The organism is Bacteroidota bacterium (assembly GCA_041658205.1).
Taxonomy (GTDB): domain Bacteria; phylum Bacteroidota; class Ignavibacteria; order UBA10030; family UBA8401; genus UBA8401.
The window spans coordinates 1978748-1997028 of the sequence record JBBAAO010000001.1 but is presented as its reverse complement, the minus strand read 5'-3'; the positions used below and the strand labels follow the sequence as shown (position 1 = coordinate 1997028).

14 protein-coding genes are annotated in these 18281 nt (G+C 39.8%); all 14 read left to right on the top strand.

Annotated features, from left to right (window positions below):
- The first annotated feature begins 9 nt into the window (after nt 1-9).
- The 14 genes from WDA22_08230 (at nt 10) to WDA22_08165 (ending at nt 18276) form a co-directional block, all read left to right on the top strand.
- Nucleotides 10-2262, top strand: a complete 2253-nt coding sequence (locus tag WDA22_08230) for a S8 family serine peptidase (protein MFA5833449.1) — start codon at nt 10-12, stop codon at nt 2260-2262.
- A gap of 49 nt (nt 2263-2311) precedes the next feature.
- Nucleotides 2312-3541 carry a hypothetical protein gene (locus tag WDA22_08225; GenBank protein MFA5833448.1) on the top strand — a complete coding sequence of 410 codons (1230 nt, stop codon included), beginning with the start codon at nt 2312-2314 and terminating at the stop codon, nt 3539-3541.
- 263 nt (nt 3542-3804) lie between these two features.
- On the top strand, nt 3805-5835 hold the full coding sequence (locus WDA22_08220) for a tetratricopeptide repeat protein (GenBank protein ID MFA5833447.1): 2031 nt from the start codon (nt 3805-3807) through the stop codon (nt 5833-5835).
- A complete protein-coding gene (locus WDA22_08215) occupies nt 5832-7733 on the top strand; it encodes a tetratricopeptide repeat protein (GenBank protein MFA5833446.1) in 1902 nt (633 codons plus the stop codon). The genes WDA22_08220 and WDA22_08215 overlap by 4 nt, the downstream gene beginning before the upstream one ends.
- A gap of 162 nt (nt 7734-7895) precedes the next feature.
- The gene (locus WDA22_08210; GenBank protein MFA5833445.1) at nt 7896-8309 is read left to right on the top strand and encodes a hypothetical protein; all 414 of its coding nucleotides are present in this window, start codon (nt 7896-7898) and stop codon (nt 8307-8309) included.
- A gap of 38 nt (nt 8310-8347) precedes the next feature.
- Nucleotides 8348-8761: a hypothetical protein gene (locus WDA22_08205; protein ID MFA5833444.1), complete on the top strand. Its 414-nt coding sequence runs from the start codon at nt 8348-8350 to the stop codon at nt 8759-8761.
- A 66-nt stretch (nt 8762-8827) separates the two neighbouring features.
- Entirely contained in the window at nt 8828-9241 is a 414-nt protein-coding gene (locus WDA22_08200; GenBank protein MFA5833443.1) for a hypothetical protein, read from the top strand.
- Between the two features lie 270 nt (nt 9242-9511).
- Complete coding sequence (locus WDA22_08195; protein ID MFA5833442.1) at nt 9512-10879, top strand: type II secretion system F family protein; 1368 nt, start codon at nt 9512-9514, stop codon at nt 10877-10879.
- 23 nt (nt 10880-10902) lie between these two features.
- A complete protein-coding gene (locus WDA22_08190; protein ID MFA5833441.1) occupies nt 10903-12690 on the top strand; it encodes a GspE/PulE family protein in 1788 nt (595 codons plus the stop codon).
- Between the two features lie 170 nt (nt 12691-12860).
- Nucleotides 12861-13403 (top strand): hypothetical protein, encoded by a 543-nt coding sequence (locus WDA22_08185; GenBank protein MFA5833440.1) that lies wholly within the window; start codon nt 12861-12863, stop codon nt 13401-13403.
- A 12-nt stretch (nt 13404-13415) separates the two neighbouring features.
- A complete protein-coding gene (locus tag WDA22_08180; GenBank protein ID MFA5833439.1) occupies nt 13416-14069 on the top strand; it encodes a hypothetical protein in 654 nt (217 codons plus the stop codon).
- Nucleotides 14070-14078: 9 nt separating this feature from the next.
- Nucleotides 14079-15311 (top strand): hypothetical protein, encoded by a 1233-nt coding sequence (locus WDA22_08175; protein ID MFA5833438.1) that lies wholly within the window; start codon nt 14079-14081, stop codon nt 15309-15311.
- A 98-nt stretch (nt 15312-15409) separates the two neighbouring features.
- The gene (locus tag WDA22_08170; GenBank protein ID MFA5833437.1) at nt 15410-16708 is read left to right on the top strand and encodes a PilT/PilU family type 4a pilus ATPase; all 1299 of its coding nucleotides are present in this window, start codon (nt 15410-15412) and stop codon (nt 16706-16708) included.
- A 5-nt stretch (nt 16709-16713) separates the two neighbouring features.
- Nucleotides 16714-18276 carry a hypothetical protein gene (locus WDA22_08165; GenBank protein ID MFA5833436.1) on the top strand — a complete coding sequence of 521 codons (1563 nt, stop codon included), beginning with the start codon at nt 16714-16716 and terminating at the stop codon, nt 18274-18276.
- Nucleotides 18277-18281 lie beyond the last annotated feature (5 nt).

Here is an 18281-nt window from a genome sequence, read left to right as displayed (position 1 = left end):
GGAGGAACCATGAAGCACATCGTTACATTTTTTGCAGTACTGTTCACAGTTGTTACCGTCTCGTTATCACAATCGTTTGATCGATCAAAAATTGATATCCGGTTGTTGGATGATGTTGATCAATTCATTTCAAAAAAATCTGAACAGTCATTTCGATTCTTCAAATCGACCGGTGAGCAAGAGTATGTTGATGTGATAGTCTTTTCGACTGCATTTGATGAAGCTAAATCAATCGGCGTTCGACCGATGGCGCAATATCCGGAATTTTTTACTGCTCGAATGGATGTTGCCACGATGTTAAAATTGAGTAATCTCAAAAGCACAGTGTATATTCAGGCACCCAAAATGCGCTATCCGAAATTAGATAAGAGTCTGATAGAAATGAAAGTTGATAAACTTCATGCCGGCACGGTGAATGGGACAGTGTACAAAGGGAAGAACGTAATCGTCGGCGTTATTGACAGCGGAATTGATTGGAAGCATTTAGATTTCCGTTCGGATACTGACACCACCAAAACGAGACTTCTTTTTTTATGGGATCAAACAGACAGCAGAACCGGTGTCGGTCCTTCAGGCTTTAATTACGGAGCCGAATACACCGCTGCCGTAATTAATAACGAACTCGACGGGACTCCAGCTGGTGCTGTTCTTGAAGAAGATATAAGCGGACATGGAACACACGTCGCTAGTACTGCAGCAGGGGATGGCTCGGTCTCTTCCGGAAAATTTAAAGGTGTTGCCCCTGAAGCAGATCTGATTATCGTCAAAGGTGGAGATAATGGATTCTCCACGACAAACATTATTAATGGCATTACCTATATACGACAAAAAGCAGTTGCAGCCGGAAAACCATTTGTGATCAATATGAGTCTTGGGGGACATGATGGTTCGCATGACGGAACACAACCGGAAGAAGTGACGGTGAATACCGAATTGAGTGGCACAACCGGAAGGCAAATTGTTATCGCTGCCGGAAACGAAGGATCCGATGCAATCTATGGAACAGCGACATTAACAAATGGAACATCAAAATCATTTACATTTGATATTCCCGTTTATACTCCGACGAGTGGCACAACGAATGATTATGTCCTTTTTAGTGCATGGTATAAAACCGGAGATAATTTTACTGTTGAAGTAAAGACACCGAACAATACAACAGTTATGGCAGCGTCAGGTGCTTCTCAACAAAATTCTACAACCAATGGACATGTCAAAATCCTAAATGGAACAGGAGCGGCTAATTCCAAAGGAGTAAAGGAATGCATTATTGAAATTTATGATGCTACGACGACGACGCCAGCTGCTGGGACATGGACAATAACTGTTACTGGTGGAACAATGTCCCAAGGAGGACTCTTTGATATCTGGTTATCGGGATCATCCATTCAAGGGAATGGCGGTGAAACTGTAGAATTTACTTCCGGTCATTCCTTCTCGAAACTTGTCGGAATGCCGGGAACTGCAGAAAACGGAATTACTGTAGGCTCGTATGTAACGAAATGGAGTTGGACTGCTATTGATAACAATACATATGCATATAACGGTACAGATCGTACAAATAATTTTTCAACATTCAGCAGTATGGGACCCACCCGTGATGGAAGGCAGAAACCTGATGTTAGTGCTCCAGGTCAAGCGATTGTTGCTGCTCGAGCAGCAACAGTTTCATTTTCCGATCCCGTATTGATAGCACCGAGTGGAAAATATGTCGTTGAACAGGGTACAAGCATGGCATCACCCCACGTTGCCGGTTTGGTAGCATTAATGCTGCAGGCGAAACCGTCTATTACGCCTGAAGCGATTCGATCGGCAATTATTTCGGCTGCAAGAAAAGATGCATCCACTGGTAATTCTGCGAGCGCACAATGGGGAAACGGAAAAGTTGATGGTCAGGCAGCGTTACAGTCATTATTGTCAGTCCAATTGGAATCGGAAAATATTCCCAAAACATATATCCTTCAACAAAATTATCCGAATCCGTTTAATCCAGAGACACAAATATCATTCTCTATTCCCAAAGCCTCTTTTGTTACTGTAAAAGTGTATTCTGTACTTGGTGAAGAGGTTGCAACATTAGTGAACGAACAGCTTCCGCCAGGAGAATATTCATCTCGTTTTGATGGAAACAATAGAGCCAGCGGAATATCCTCCAAAGCTGCCGTACCTGCAGGCAGGCAGGGATATGCTTCTGGCGTATATTTTTATACACTGACTGCGGACAATATTTCCGTAACGAAAAAAATGTTACTGTTGAGATAGAGTAAAGAAAAGAGATTGTCTTTCGGCTAAAATCTCTTACATTTGCTCTATGAATTTCTTGGAATTGAACATCAACACAAAACGGCGATTATTGATCTTGTCAATAATCGCCGTAATTGTTGTGATCCATACTCCTCCGCAACGTCTTCACTATTGGAATGCCGATCTTCCGGAAATTCATTTCCTTCGCAGCATACTATTTTTGCTTTCAATCCTCTTCTTTTTTTCTCTGGTAGCCAAACCGATCATTCTTTTTTTTTCTGAACTGAATGGTAATGGTATACTGAAAAAAACTACAATCGGTTCAGCAAAGATTTTTGCCTTCGTCTCGCTGTTAGTCTTTCCAGCAACGCTGGGCATTATGGGTGTCGGTTATTCCTATATGAGTGCATCGCCATTTACGTTTGTGGATATCAGTGATCAATTATATCAACGATTGTTGATGCCCGCCGCTGCATTTTTTTTGTTTGCTAGAGGAACAGGGCTGTATCATGTTTTCAGTTTACTAATAGCTTTTGGGGCTCTTTTTTTACTTCAACTATTTTTTATCAAACGAAATATTAGCCTTACAACATTGGAATATGTTTCGATTGCGACTTCCAGTTTTTTGATCACGCAATTTCAATCACCCGGCTATACTGAACCATTGTCCTATATATTCATCCTGATTCTCCTTACAATGGAATTAGATGAACTCTCTCGTGTCGCACTGATTTCTCTTTCTCTCTGTGCCCATGAAGGAAGCATGCTCGTAATGCTTGTGGTGAGCATGATAATTTTTACCCGCCGAGAAGTATGGTGGATTATTGTGATAGGGGGATTTTATGGATTTATATGGATTGCGAGTTATGGATTTGATGTGCCAAAAATATTAGCGGTGCGATCAGTCGGTCAAATGAGTACTTTGGAATGGATAGTGAAGTATCCTTGGCGGGAAACTCTGGGAATTTTCTTTTCATTGAAACTCTTGTGGCTCTTTATATTCATAGCATTGTTTCGAATAAAACAGCAACGTTTAAATATACTATTGTATACTCTTCCAGGTATTGTCTTAACATTAGCAGCTGTGGACACAAGCAGAATGGCGGGGTTTAGTTTTGTTGCTTTGTTATATTCTATCATCTTTATCAAACAAAATAATATCCTGAAAGATAACCAGTTCAAACTCGCTTGTGCAATAAATCTCTGCATTCCTGCAGTTTATGTAGGTTTGAATTCTGGTATCGTTTATTTTGACGGAGTATATCAATTGTTACAATTTGGTATTTTTATAAAATAATTATACCTCATTACTACTGTCAAAATAAATCTTAAGTGAATACAAAATTGGTCATAGTACCTCAAATTTATTTTGATAATAAGTAGTTAGCCCCTTTTGTTACATAGGAGAGATCGTTTTAAAGTGCGTGGGTGCGAAATTTAGGAGGACAGAGCGAATGGGAAAGCGATGAATGACGGGACTTTTGATGGCGCGATTCGCGCCATCAACGGGCAAGAGCGAACAGGATTCATCGCGTGCGTTAAATTTCGCAAGGAGTTCTTTTGCTTCTTTTCTTGCTCCGTCAAGAAAAGAAGAGAGTGAAGATTCTTGTTGTTTTTATCTATGTATTTTGGACAAGTCTGATGCCTCATCACAAATTGATATATCGAGATTTTCTATTGTTGGGTGGTATTCTCATTCTAACGGCTATCATCTATTCTCCCGCAATACAATTTGAATTCACCAATTGGGATGATGATATTCATATTACAAATAATCCTTCCATTCAGACCCTTACGCAGCAGTCAATTTCAGATTTGTTCATTCCCACGGATCGGTATATGTATCATCCGTTAACAATGCTTTCGTATATGATCGAGTGGAAGATTGTTGGAGAGCAACCGTGGTTATTCCATACCACCAATATTTTACTACACGGGATTAATATTTGTCTGGTATTCTTTCTTGTCTATCGTTTGTCTCGTAACAATTATATCGCTCTGTTTATTGCAGCACTTTTTGCACTTCATCCAATGCAAGTAGAAAGTGTTGCTTGGATATCTGCACGAAAAGATATCCTTTCAGGATGTTTTGTTCTAAGTTCAGTCATCTTCTATTTTCAGTGGAAAGACAAAAAGAAAACTCGTTATTACCTCACTTCTTTGCTTCTTTTTACCTGTGCACTATTCTCGAAACCCTCTGCAGTTGTTTTACCGTTGGTATTAATTCTGTTTGAACTCCTCGAAGAAAAAAAAATTGGATGGAGTCTGGTAAAACATTCATTTTTGTATTTTTCAATTTCGCTGGTATTTACACTTTTTATCGTATTGTCCACAACATCGCATTCTCCCTATCCGATGCAATTTTATTCGCTGAGCCAGCGATTCGTTTTGATTATCTATGAAGTCGGGTTTTATATCGCAACGTTCTTCTATCCCTTCAATTTATCCGCCTGCTATTCTTATCCATTACTTCAACAAGGGGAATTGTCAACTGTATATTATGGTTTCTCGTTGTTGATGTTGGTATCATCAGCGTTAATCTTTTTGTTGAGAAATAAAATTCCCAAAATTTTTTTTGGTCTTTTATTGTATGGTGTTATACTATTACCAGTATTACAGATCATTCCGTTCAATAATGCATCACTCGTTGCAGATCGTTACGTTTATCTGGCAATGTTAGGATTATTATTGGCTTCTGTTGGTATTGGTGATGTACTGTTGAAGAAATTCGATGTGAATCGATCAATAATCACAATTGTGTTATTCTCAATTATTGCATTCATGTCATACGCATCTTCAACCCGCTTACCAGTGTGGAACGACAGTGTTTCGTTATTTTCGGATATAATTAGGAAAAACCCTCTTACGGCAATTGCGTATGGGAACAGAGCAAATGCAAAGATAGCGAAAGGTGATTATGTTGGAGCCCTACAAGATTGCGATACATTAATCGCACTTTCACCTGAAGAACCAAAGGCATATTTTAATAGAGGAAACGCGTATAGTGAAATAAATAAAAAAAGGGAGGCAATTTCAGATTATACAAAATCGATATCGCTCGGGTTTCAATCACCGCATCTTTTTTATAATCGAGGGAATCAATACATGCTGTTGAAAAAATATGACAGCGCTGCAACAGATTTTGAAACAGTGTTACGTTTATCGCCGGCATATCTTGGCGCTCTGCTTCAAATGGATTTACTATCAAAGTGGGTGGATAACGATTTTGAGAAATCAGTTCGTTATTTGACGAACTATATTCAATATGATCCGAACAATCCCGTAGTGTATATGCAACGAGCACAATCAAATTCAACACTCGGTCGTTATGGTGCAGCATTACACGATGCAGCTGTGGCGGTATCCCTTCATCAAAACAACGATGCGACCGATCAATTCTTTGCACATCTCAATAATACCATCGATTCCATTAATACAAAAATAACGACCATTTCCTCAGTGCTTCCAATCAGCAACAACGTTAAAAAGAGACAATTATTTTTGGAGCGTTCAAAATTGTATTGGTCTCTCGGTGACACACTTCGTGCGCAAAAAGATTTTAACATATCTGAGGCAATGCAATCTCGATGATAATACATCAAAAAACATATCAAACGCTTAGTCTGTATCTATTAGTGATTGTTGTTTTTTTGGTTTACATGACGACGCTAACTGCCGAAGCTCTTACATGGAACGATGACGCGCTCATATCCTCTTTACATGCAATCCAAAAAGGGAATGGATCAATCTGGAACAATTCTACGATGCGTCCAATTCCTTTAGCATTATTTTCTTATTTCCAAAGTTTTGGAGATGGGAGTTTATTCCTGTTCCATTTGGTGAATATTGCGGCTCATGCTGCAAACGTACTATTGTTTTTTTTCTTACTCATTCGTTTTCAACAATCATTTTCCCTTGCATTCATTACTTCCGCAGTGTTTGGTTTACACCCAATGCATTCCGGAACGATCTCTTGGATCAGCCAATTCCCGGTGATATTTTCGTTAACAATTCTTTTGCTTTTAGCACATGTGTACATTTTCTATTGCAGATCTAATAAGCGTCGATATCTTTTATTCACCGGTATTTTAGCAGTGATGTTTCATTCTGTTGTTCAAGGGGGAATTCAGGTCCTTATTATACTCATTACCATCGATCTAGTAGAACGTGGAAATCTTACAAAACGAAATGTAATTCAGAAAATTCCGTTTCTTCTTTTTTGTGTTGCATCCGCTTTAATGATAAAAGAATCGATTATGAACCTATATTTCGATTCTGTTCAGTGTATCCGATTTGGCATTGTTGAAGGATTGATTCGCTTTCTTACTATTACCGAACAAATTGGGATCGTTCCATTGCAGGATGTCATCAATGGAAATATAATCCTGGAATATTCAATGTATCCATTGTTGGTTCCATTTATCATTTTTGGAGTATTGTGGTATGGTAAGAATCAAAAAATATTGACATTAAGTTTTTTCGCTTTCCTGGTTTTTAGCTTGCCGATTTTTTCGTGGTCGGAGGGGGGGGAATGGATATTAAATTCTGAACGGTATTATATCAGTTCTTTCTTCCTGGTTTTTCCTGTAATCTCTTATCTTAAACAGTTCTTTGAAAAAATACCTAATCGTTCGGTGCTTCGGAGAATGGCGATACCGGTTGTAACGATGGTTCTTTGCTTTTTGGCATTTCAAACATATCGATCATCTCAATTAAGACAGAGCAATATTTCGTTTTGGACGTACCTAACAAACGAATATCCACAAAACTCTTTTGTTTTAAATAAGATTGGGTCATATCATTTCTCCAAATATGAAATCCCACAAGCTATTTCATATTTTTCTGAATCGATTCAATTTCATCCTCAGCATTATGAATCGTTTAATAACCGCGGTCTTGCATATTTGAGTATATATCAGATGGATAGTGCAAAAGCAGATTTTGAACATTCGATTGAGATATTTCCGCAATATGCATTAGCGTATTACAATCTTTCCACAGTGTATAGTCTGCAATCAGATTGGGATAGTGCAATCAAAAATTGCACAAAAGCGATTGAGATCCAGCCGAATTTTGTTCAGGCGTTTAACAATCGAGGGAATACTTTTGCGAGACAAAAAAAATATGTTCAAGCATTCGCAGATTACGAAACAGCGGCCAGGATTGATCCAAAATATCCAGATATTTACGGGAATAGGGCATTAATATTCCTTGAATCTGGCAATGCTACGAATGCCGTGCGTGATTTTCAAAAACAAGCGGATTTAACGTTAACAAGATTTGACGTATTCATTCACCTTGGGCTTACGTATATTATGACGGCGGATACGGTAAACTCTACCATAGCACTTTCTAATGCAGTGAAACTTGACTCTACAAATGCTAAACTGTATCTTTCTGCAATTCAAAGTACATTTTTAAAGGATTCTGAAGATAGATTACTCCTTAATCATGTAATTCGAAAAATCGACCCTCATCAAAGATATTGAGGAAAAAATTTCACCTAACCGGAAAAAATTTCCTGTTTTAATTTTACCGCGCTATTTTTGAGACGATTTGAGCATATTTGTTTTGGCATAGTATATGCAAATCTAAGTAACATCTTGGGGAAAATTAATTATTCACTAATGTTTCAGTAAAGGAGTACTATTATGGGACAACAACAATTGCTTTTAATCATTCTTGGTGTAATCATCGTCGGTATCGCAGTAGCCGTCGGTATCACAATGTTCCAAGATAACGCTGTAAGCGCAAACCGCGATGCGGTGACGAACGACCTCGTTCAACTTGCAGCAAAATCACAGCAGTATTATCGTAAACCAACATCGTTGGGCGGCGGTGGAAATTCCTATGCTACATTAACAGCGAATGCTGCTGGTATGGCGTTGCTTGTTTCCACAGCGTTTTCTGACAATGATAACGGAACATATACCATCAGCACCGCTGGTACGGGAACAACAGTAGTGTTTACAGGTGTTGGCAAGACAGCTTTGGCAGATGCAACTATGCCAACCTATACTTGCACCGTTACAGCTTCTGGTTATACAATTGCTAAAACAAATTAATTTACATCATTACAAACAACTAATATAAGGGGTAACGCATGGGACAACAACAATTGCTTTTAATCATTCTTGGTGTAATCATCGTCGGTATCGCAGTAGCCGTCGGTATCACAATGTTCCAAGATAACGCTGTAAGCGCAAACCGCGATGCAGTCACGAACGACCTCGTTCAACTTGCAGCAAAATCACAGCAGTATTATCGTAAACCAACATCGTTGGGCGGCGGTGGAAATTCCTATGCTACATTAACAGCGAATGCTGCTGGTATGGCGTTGCTTGTCTCTACAGCGTTCTCCAACAATGATAACGGAACATATACAATCAGCACCGCTGGCACGGGAACCACAGTAGTGTTTACGGGTGTTGGTAAAACAGCTTTGGCAGATGCAACTATGCCAACCTATACTTGCACCGTTACTGCTTCAGGCTATACAATTGCTAAAACAAACTAATATGTAAGATAGCGGCGGGATTTCAACTCCCGCCGTTTTTTTTAATCATCATTAGAGATTTATTTAATGGGTCAGCAGCAGTTACTTTTAATTATTTTGGGTGTTATCATCGTAGGAATTGCTATTGCGGTGGGAATTACGATGTTCCGGGATAATGCTGTAAGTTCAAATCGAGATGCGATTTCGAACGATCTGTTGCATTTGGCAGCAAAGGCAAAACATTTTTATAAAAGACCGACTTCGATGGGTGGAGGTGGACATTCTTTTGTTGGATTGACAGCAAATAGTGCGGGGATGTTGATTTTGGTAACAACAGGGTTTTCTGATAATTCTAACGCAACATATACAATCAAAACAGCCGGTGACGCTTCGAGCGTGGAATTTAGGGGAGTGGGGAAAGCCCCTCTCGACAATGGCTCCTACCCAACAATGGAATGCATCGTGACACAAAGTACCCAAACAATTACCATGGTTAATTAAATAAAATAGCTACTATTTACACAAAAGCAGATGCCATGAACTGGTATCTGCTTTTGTATTTTTAGGAGAGGTTATTACTGTTGGATGAGTTGATTTTGTGTTGAGTCGATTGTATCTTTAATCGTAATACCTAAGAGGATTCATGTAATAGGCATGTTTTTCAGGCGAAAAATTAAGTATTGCTTATTAACAAAACGAAAGAAATGTTTCGATATTATTAATATTGGATTTCTGTTCCAGTGAGTCTATAAAAAGAGGAATTAAAGTATTATGCCAGAATTTCGCGTTGATGGAGTTTCGCTCAGTGGTAAACCTGTGCAAGGTGTAATCAATGCCGATACCATGAAACTTGCAAAGGAACGCGCAACAAACATGGCGCGTGAACGAAAATTTAAAGTCACCGGTGTCCATGCCAGGAGCACGTTCATCTACCGAGTTAGGAAGGGGACTGATAAACCTGTTGATGGTGAACAAAAGGCATTTACGAAACAAGAGGTGATTGATGCTCTGGGAAAAATGGGATACACCGTTGTATATGTTCGTAAACAATTATTCGGAGGGGGCGGAAAAGTTCCGGATATTGAAGTTGTATCATTTGTGAGAGTAAGCGCGGATTTGATCAGACAAAAATTACCATTTGGTGATATGATGTCAATGTTGATCAACGATATTCAAAATAAATCGCTTCGTGAAGCAATCAGAGATATTAACCAAGATCTCAAACAAGGAAAAGACAGTGAAAAAGCATTCCAAAAACATGAGAAGGAATTGGGAAAATTCGCCGCTCATATGCTTGGTCTTGCATCGAAAAGCGGAAACATGGGTGAGATCTTTGAAAGTACCGCAAAATTTTTAGAACGAAATGCGCAATTCAAAAAAGATCTTAAAAGTGCGCTGATTATGCCGGTGGTAACCTTAGTGATTTTATTTGGAGCAGTAGGTTATTATGTTGCCTATATCTTCCCTGAAACAGCAAATCTGTTTCAAAAGTTTAAGATTGAACTTCCACCGATGACGAAAGCAACATTAAAGTTAAGTGACTTTATTACCTCCAATATTGTATGGCTTATGTTAATTGTTGCAATCCCAGCAGTTGCTTTTGCTCGATTTGCGTCCACAGAACGAGGCAGATTTTTAATTGATAAATATACATGGAAAGTTCCTGCTATCGGTGATCTGATGCATAAAACAAGTATCGAAATTTTCTGCCGCGTATTCTATGCGTTGTATTCAGGATCTGGCGAAAATATAGAAGTGATAAAAATGGCTTCCGAGGCGTGTGGTAACAAGTATATGGAGCATCAAATCAAAACTATTGGTTTACCGATGATGGTTGAGAAAGGTGCCGGTATTACCGAAGCGTTCGAAGCGACTGGAGTGTTCACGAAAACTGCATTGTCCAGATTCCATTCTGGTGCAGAGACTGGAACAGTGAAAACAACAGCCCTTCAACTGGCAGAGTATTATGAAAAAGAAACAGGTTATCGAATGCGCAATGCGATCGATATGATTCAGCTTGTTATCTCTATGATCATCATGGTTGTATTGACAGGATTGACGCTCGTTTCTTCCGAGACAGCAACGATTAAACCAAAACCTCCGGGCGGCTGGTTGACTTTTTTTAGTTTTTATTTTTAATTCCCCTTCAACGGAATGGTATTATGGCAGATATAGATATTACCGATAAGATCGGTTATACGCTCCTGAAAAAAGGAATCATCGATTACGAGACGCTGGAAAAATCTCTGCGGATCAAAGAATCGGAAGCAACAAAAAAAGAGCGTCGTAATCTCGGGCAAATTTTAGTATCGGAGTTTAGTGCCGATCATGATGCTGTATTTCGGGAAGTGGCAAATCTGTATGCATTTCGCGAGATCTATATCGCTGATGAAAATATTGAAAAAAGTAGAATAGATTTTATCCGGAAACTCATCGATGCATTGCCGGATGGGAATCGGGAACTGTTGATCCAAACAAAAATGCTTCCCCTGAAGTTTGATGAAAAACAGCCAGATAAACTTATCATCATCTCTGCTGATCCGACGGATCGGTCCATTCCGTTAATTTCAAGAAATTTTAACGTCAAGAAATATGAGGTAACATATTGCCGCCTGAAAGATATTCAGAATCTTATTGAACAGGTCATTCCCCCTCAGAATGAATTTTTGAAACTGTTGGAAGACAATCAAATAAGTGTTGAAACCGGCGAAGAAGAAGTTAATGTCGATGAGGATGAGTTAAATGCCGAAATCAATAAGAGTGCACTTGCAAACTTGTTTGAAGGAGCTCTTGTTGAAGCAGTTCGCACGGGAGTGAGTGACGTTCATATTGTTGCTGCTGAAGGGAAGAAGACGAATTTTTTATTTCGTGTGGATGGTGATTTGAAGTTATGGCACTGTCAGGAAAATACCATGCCCGAAGCGGTGATGGCGGTAGTGAAGGATCGAACGAAGAATGTGGACCGGTTCGAACGGGAGATGTCCCAAGACGGTTTTATTCAACGAGTAGTTGATGGGCACCAGTTACGTTTTCGTGTTTCCATTATGCCGATTGTGACCACAGAGTTCAAGAATAAATTTGAGAGTGTCGTTATCCGTGTTCTGGATGATCGAAAAGTGATTACCGATCTGAACAAACTTGGCTTGCAAGGTCCGGCAAAAGGATTTTTCTACAAAGCAATTCAAAAACCACAGGGTATCGTCATCTTAACTGGTCCGACAGGATCAGGAAAATCTACAACATTGATCGCAGCATTATATCAAGTGATTGATCCCACAGTAAATGTTCTGACCATCGAAGAACCGGTTGAATATATTATTAGAGGTGCGCGGCAATTGAAGATCGGCCCGAAGATGTCCTTTGAACAATCCATTCGCGGTATCCTCCGGCATGATCCGGATATCGTTCTGGTCGGTGAAATGCGCGATAAGATTACGGCAGAAACGGCAATTAAACTTGCTAACACCGGTCACTTAGTGTTTTCTACACTGCATACAAACGATGCTCCTAGTGCTGTCGCTCGATTATACAAAATGGGAATTGAACCGTTTCTTATTGCCTATGCCATCAACATCATCGTTGCGCAGCGTCTTATCAGAACACTGTGTAAGATCTGCAAAACACCGATTGATGATAATGAAAAACCGGACTTGTTAAAATTTGGCTTTAGCGAAGATGATCTCAAAAATCACACATTCTATAAAGCAGTAGGGTGTGATAAGTGTTCAGGAGGATACAAAGGACGTGCTGCCATCCATGAAGCATTATTCTTTACCAAAGCGATTAAGGATATTATTTTGAATGCCGGTGAAAAAGTGGATGAAAACTCTATTCGGGAGCAGGCTTCTAAGGACGGAATGTGGACTCTGCGCCGTTCCGGCATGGAACGAATGAAGGAAGGGATGGCCTCTCTTGAAGAAATTATTGCTTCTACCGTTGAGGATGAGTAGGAGCTTTGAAGAAAATTCAACTTATCTTTAGATAAACTATTACGTTTATCTAATTTTTACGCTATTTGTTTCGGTATGAATATTGTGTAATTTTAGATAAAAGTGCTGTCTGCCACAGTATTCGTTCCGCAGCATTGTTATATTCGTATAATAACACTTGTAAGATACTTATGGGTCTTGGTCAAACATTATTGACGATTATGGCGCTGATGCTGATGGGTAGATTGATCCTGACAGTCAATCGCACTACATTGGAAACCGGCTCTACAAAAGATATTGCAGAATACCGGATAACAGCGACGTCATTAGGGACATCATTATTAGAATACGCAAACGATCTTGCATTTGATGAAGCGACTGCCGATACATTTCTTACCTCCACACAATCATCATCGTTAACGACACCAGCAAGTTTTGGTCCGGATGCCGGAGAATCAGGTTATACCCTTTTTGATGATATCGATGACTATCATGGATATGTTAGAATAGATTCGATTCCAAATTCTGCTATTTTTTATACAACGGCAAGAGTAGAATATTTAAGTGTAACACCTCCTTCAACTGTTACAACAACAACATCCAAGACTTGGAACAAAATGATCACCATCTACGTGACAAGTCCCTACATGGTGGATTACTCTGTTGATCCTACGAATCCTCGACCAGATACGTTGACGTTTCAATCGGTGTTTAGTTATTGGTATTTCCGTTAAGGAAAGGAATGTATGGGTTCACAAACGATTTTAGATCTTATTGCGTCAACCATGGTATTCAGCACATTGCTGCTGATCGCCCTTCGGTTGAATGGCGGTACGATGGAAAACGTGCAGGCGTTTCGCGAGGATATTTTTGTGCAACAGAACCTTGTAGCAGTTTCGGATTTGTTGGAATATGATTTTCGGAAGATCGGGTATTGTAAAGATTTTACTCTTATTGCGTCTCCAACCGATGCCATTCGTTATGCTGATACATCCAGAATTACATTTTGGACTGATTTCCCTACGAGTACGAGTGGTACTGGGTACGACGGGGATGGTATACTTGATTCATTAACATACTACGTTGGCCCGACATCAGAATTGCCGGAAACGCCAAATCCCAACGATAGACTAATTTACCGGATAGAAAATAATGCTGATCCAATTGGTGTCAATATGGGAGTGAAAACGTTTAATCTACAATATTATGATGCAATGCGGGTAAGACTATCAACCCCTGTCAGTGATTGTAGATTGATTCAGTATCTACAAATAACAATTGAAGTTGAGCATCCTGTGAAGTGGACAAAATATTATAATACGGCAACGTATGATACTGTATACCAAAGTGCATTCTGGCGTCAAGTACGTTTAGTGGCAAAGAATTTAAATAATCGATAGAGGTGAAGAATGGGAAGATCAGCAATTTATATGGTGATGGGTGTTACCACCATCTTTTTGTTTTTTGGAAAAACAATGAGTGACAGCGGTACGGAAGCATTTTCGAATGCCATTACCTATTATGAAAATACGCAAGTGTATAATATTGCAGTGGCAGGTGCAAACCTTGCCTGCAACCAACTTTTTTTAGATAATACCTGGCGGACAGGATTTTCGAATGTCTCTATGAATGGCGGAATATTTAACGTTACGCTCGATACGACGACCTATGCCGGCAAAGTCATACTTACATCCAGAGCATATTATCAATCGGATACACATACTGTTAAGATTGTTTTGAGTCCAAGTTCCCTTGCCAAGTTTGCAATGTACAGCGGCAATGTTTCGTCAGCAGCAAAATTACGAACTGGTGATACCATTGATGGTCCTATTCATGTCAACAATAGAATGTCTACTCAAGGATCGCCGGTGTTTATTGGTAAAGCTACAATGGGAACTTTGCAAACCACTGCGGGTTCTCCAACGTTCTTAGGAGGATATCAAACAGGAGTCAATATTTCCTTTCCAAGTTATTCTTCTTCTGCCGCCGCAATTGTGACAGGGGCTGCGGCAGCGGGTGGAACTCACGATTATCAGAGCGGTTCAGAACTTTACCTTAAATTTTCTGTGGATGGTTCCGGAGTCTGTCACGTTCAATATAAACTTAGTTCGGGGGATTCGTATGGGAGCTCTGTTCCATTATCTACATTTGCACCAACGGGAAATATTGCTCTAGTTGACGGTGCATTACATATAGAGGGAACAATTAAAGGGCAAGTCTCAATTACATCCAGCCTTTCATCGTCATCGGCAGATGATAGCCACGGTGCCGTCTTTATTGATGATGATATTCGATATTATACTGATCCTCTAACAAATTCAAGCTCCACTGATATGTTGGCAGTTGTAGCAGCAAGCGACATCCAAATTCAGCAATTACCGATGAGAATGGACGGTGCATTTTTCACGAATACAAGCGCTAAATTAGCTAGTTCTTTAGTGAACAATAGTCCAACCGAACAGTTGAAAATTGTCGGATCGTTAATATCAAGGACTATTGGTTCAACAGATTTTGGAACAGGTGCATCAAAAGGTGCCAATTTTTATATGAAATATGATACAAGAATGGAATCAAGTCCACCAACAAACTTCCCATTTCCGACGAATAATAACGGGTTAGAAGTGCTTTCGTGGTTTGAATAAATTGAATCATGCTGTTGACATTCTCTATGCCTTTCAATATATTCTCTCCAACGCTTAATGTAACACTTTAGAATTTTAGGTAAACTTGTTATTCTAAATTGGTTGCATTCATATCCACTAATATTACGTTGCCGCCTATGCATGTTGCTCCGACTGCCTCATTAGTAATTCCTCCGGAAATTTTTGAGAAGACGCGCGTCATTCTCAATCAAGTTATTACGCAAATACCCCAATCAACACAAGGTCTTGAACGACAAATTTTTATCGGAGATTTTGTCGAAAAATTACCGATTGAAAACAAACAGACTTTGAAGACATTTGTTGAATGTTTATTGCTAAGAATGCAGTTGATTAATGCTTCCGACATCGATATAGGCGGTTTCGGTGGTCACGGTAAGGTGTGGTACAGAATTTTTGGATCTAAAAAACCTGATCCGACATTAGATGCATTTTCTGTAGACGATACGAATATTCTTATTCAATCGTTGATCTCCGCCCGCCAGCGCCAATATCTGTATGAAGTGAAGAATCTTGATTTTTCGCACATGGTGATTGAAGGTGATAAAATGCATCGGTTTAGAGCTGATGCATATATGGATTTAGATCAACTTGCATTGAATATGCGTGCTATCAATGCAACCGTTCGTCCATATAAATCGTTGGAACTTCACCCGAATGTAACAAAAATTGTCAGTTTGGCCCATACAAAAGAAGGTCTCATTCTCATTACCGGTATTACGGGATCCGGTAAAAGTACAACGTTAGATGCCATGATCGATCTCAACAATCACACTGTTGATGGTCACATTTGTATTGTTGCTTCACCAATTGAGTATGTACACAAATCTGACCGCTGCATCGTACGGCATCGTGAAGTTGGCCGAGATGTTCTTTCGTTTAAGGATGGTGCCATCCAGGCATTGAGGCAAGATCCGGATATCATTATGATTGGTGAAATGCGCGATCCGGAAACTATTTTAACCGGACTAGAAATTACCGACAGCGGACACAAAGTGTTTTCTACACTTCACACTGCATCAGCAGTAGAAAGTATAGACCGTATCATCGGCGAAGTTCCTCACGTTGAGCAGGATCGTGTTCGGATGCGGTTTGCTGATGTTTGTAAAATGGTGTTATCTCAAAAACTGATTCCATCGCTGGATGGAAAACGTGTTGCTGCTCGAGAGATTATGATTATGAATCCTTCTGTGCGTGCAGCCATTAAGAACGGCAATACGGGCGAAATTTATCAGATGATTCAGGAATCCGGTGAGATAGGGATGCAGACGATGGAACAGGATCTAAAAAAATTATATCAGCAAAAGAAGATCTCCATGGAAAACGCAATGAACTATGCTAATAATAAGAAACGGATGCAGCAAATCATCAATACGTAAACATCATGCCATACAATAAAGGTGAAGGCAAAACCATATTAGGGATTTTCATTGACGGTCTCGATGTCAAGTTTGTTCATTTGGCATTGAAGAACAAGCGCATCATTCTGCACGATGTAAAGACTGTCAATCTGGTAAAGCGTCTTGAAGAACGAGTAGCAGGATCGGAATCGGGAGGGACAGAGAGCTTTGATATGATGGATTCTCTGGAAGCGGGCGGAATGAAAGATGAGTTTGCCGAAGCATCCGGCGGTGCATCCAACAGCGAAGTGATTATCGGTCTGCTCTCAGAATTTCCTACCAATGCATATTATCTTGTCTATTCTATTTCAGAACCGAGTATTTATTATCAGCAATTCGAAGATAACTTCGGGCTTTCTGGTGCAAAATTAAAACGTAAACTTGTTGATGAGCTTTCTGCAACGCGATCCGTAAAACCGACCATTGATTCATTATCATATATTCCCGCCGCTGAAGGACAGGTACTTTCCGTGATCCGTGAGGATGGTCTGGGACTGCTCGATCTGATTGAAAGCGTAAAAGATTTTCTTGGGAAGAGAATACCGCGTGTTCAATTTATCGAAACATCCGATATCTCATTGATGAACCTGGTTCGGGCGAATTATGAACTGGGTGAATCCGAGGTTTCGATTATTGTGTATGTTGGAACAGAGTTCAGCCGTCTTGTCTTTATGAAGGGAGAGTTCTTCTTCCATTTTGCCCCTGTTATCAGCGAAGGACGCCTGACACCAAATATTGAGAATACTATCTATTCCCGTATTCTTCTTGAGCAAGATAGTGCCGGAATTTTACGCATTGATAGAATATTTCTGGCAGGCGAAGCAGTTAAGATTGACTTAAAGCAATTTCTCGCTCCACAATTTGCCGAAGCACCCATCGAATATTTAACGACTACAACACTCGATACCTCGGAATTTCAGGATAATCCCGAAACAATTATTTCTGAGTATGCCATTCCTATCGCTTCTGCCATGCGGGCGTTGGAACCGAAGAATAAGCGATACTATAATATCGATCTGTTACCGACGAGTTACCGTGAAGGACAAAAAGCTTTTAAACTTGCCTGGCATGGATATGTGTTATTAGTGTTGATTTTTGCGACGACATTTTACTTCACATCACGTTATGCTGAACAGAACGAAGAAGTTCGTCGCTCAAAACTGGATCTGCAAAAGAAACAAGAACAACTTGCCGAAAATCAGCGATTGCAAACAATCTTGGACAGTTTAGTGGCTCAGAATGCCCAATTCGAATCTTCGTTAGCCGTGTACGATTCAGTGATGCCGAACTACAATAAGTGGAGCAAAGTGTTTAATCATCTTACCAACAGCGTTGAAAGTGTTAATTCCATTTGGATTAAGGATATGGTTGCAAAGGGAGATTCGACGATGGAATTGATGGGATATACAATGTATCGTCAGCGGATTCCACGAATCGCAAATATGTTTGCCAATGCAACACTGCAAACAGTTGAGATGGAAAACATCCGAGGAAAAGATGTGTATAAATTTGTCCTCACAGTACAAAATGTTACAGAAGATAAATAGGTGAG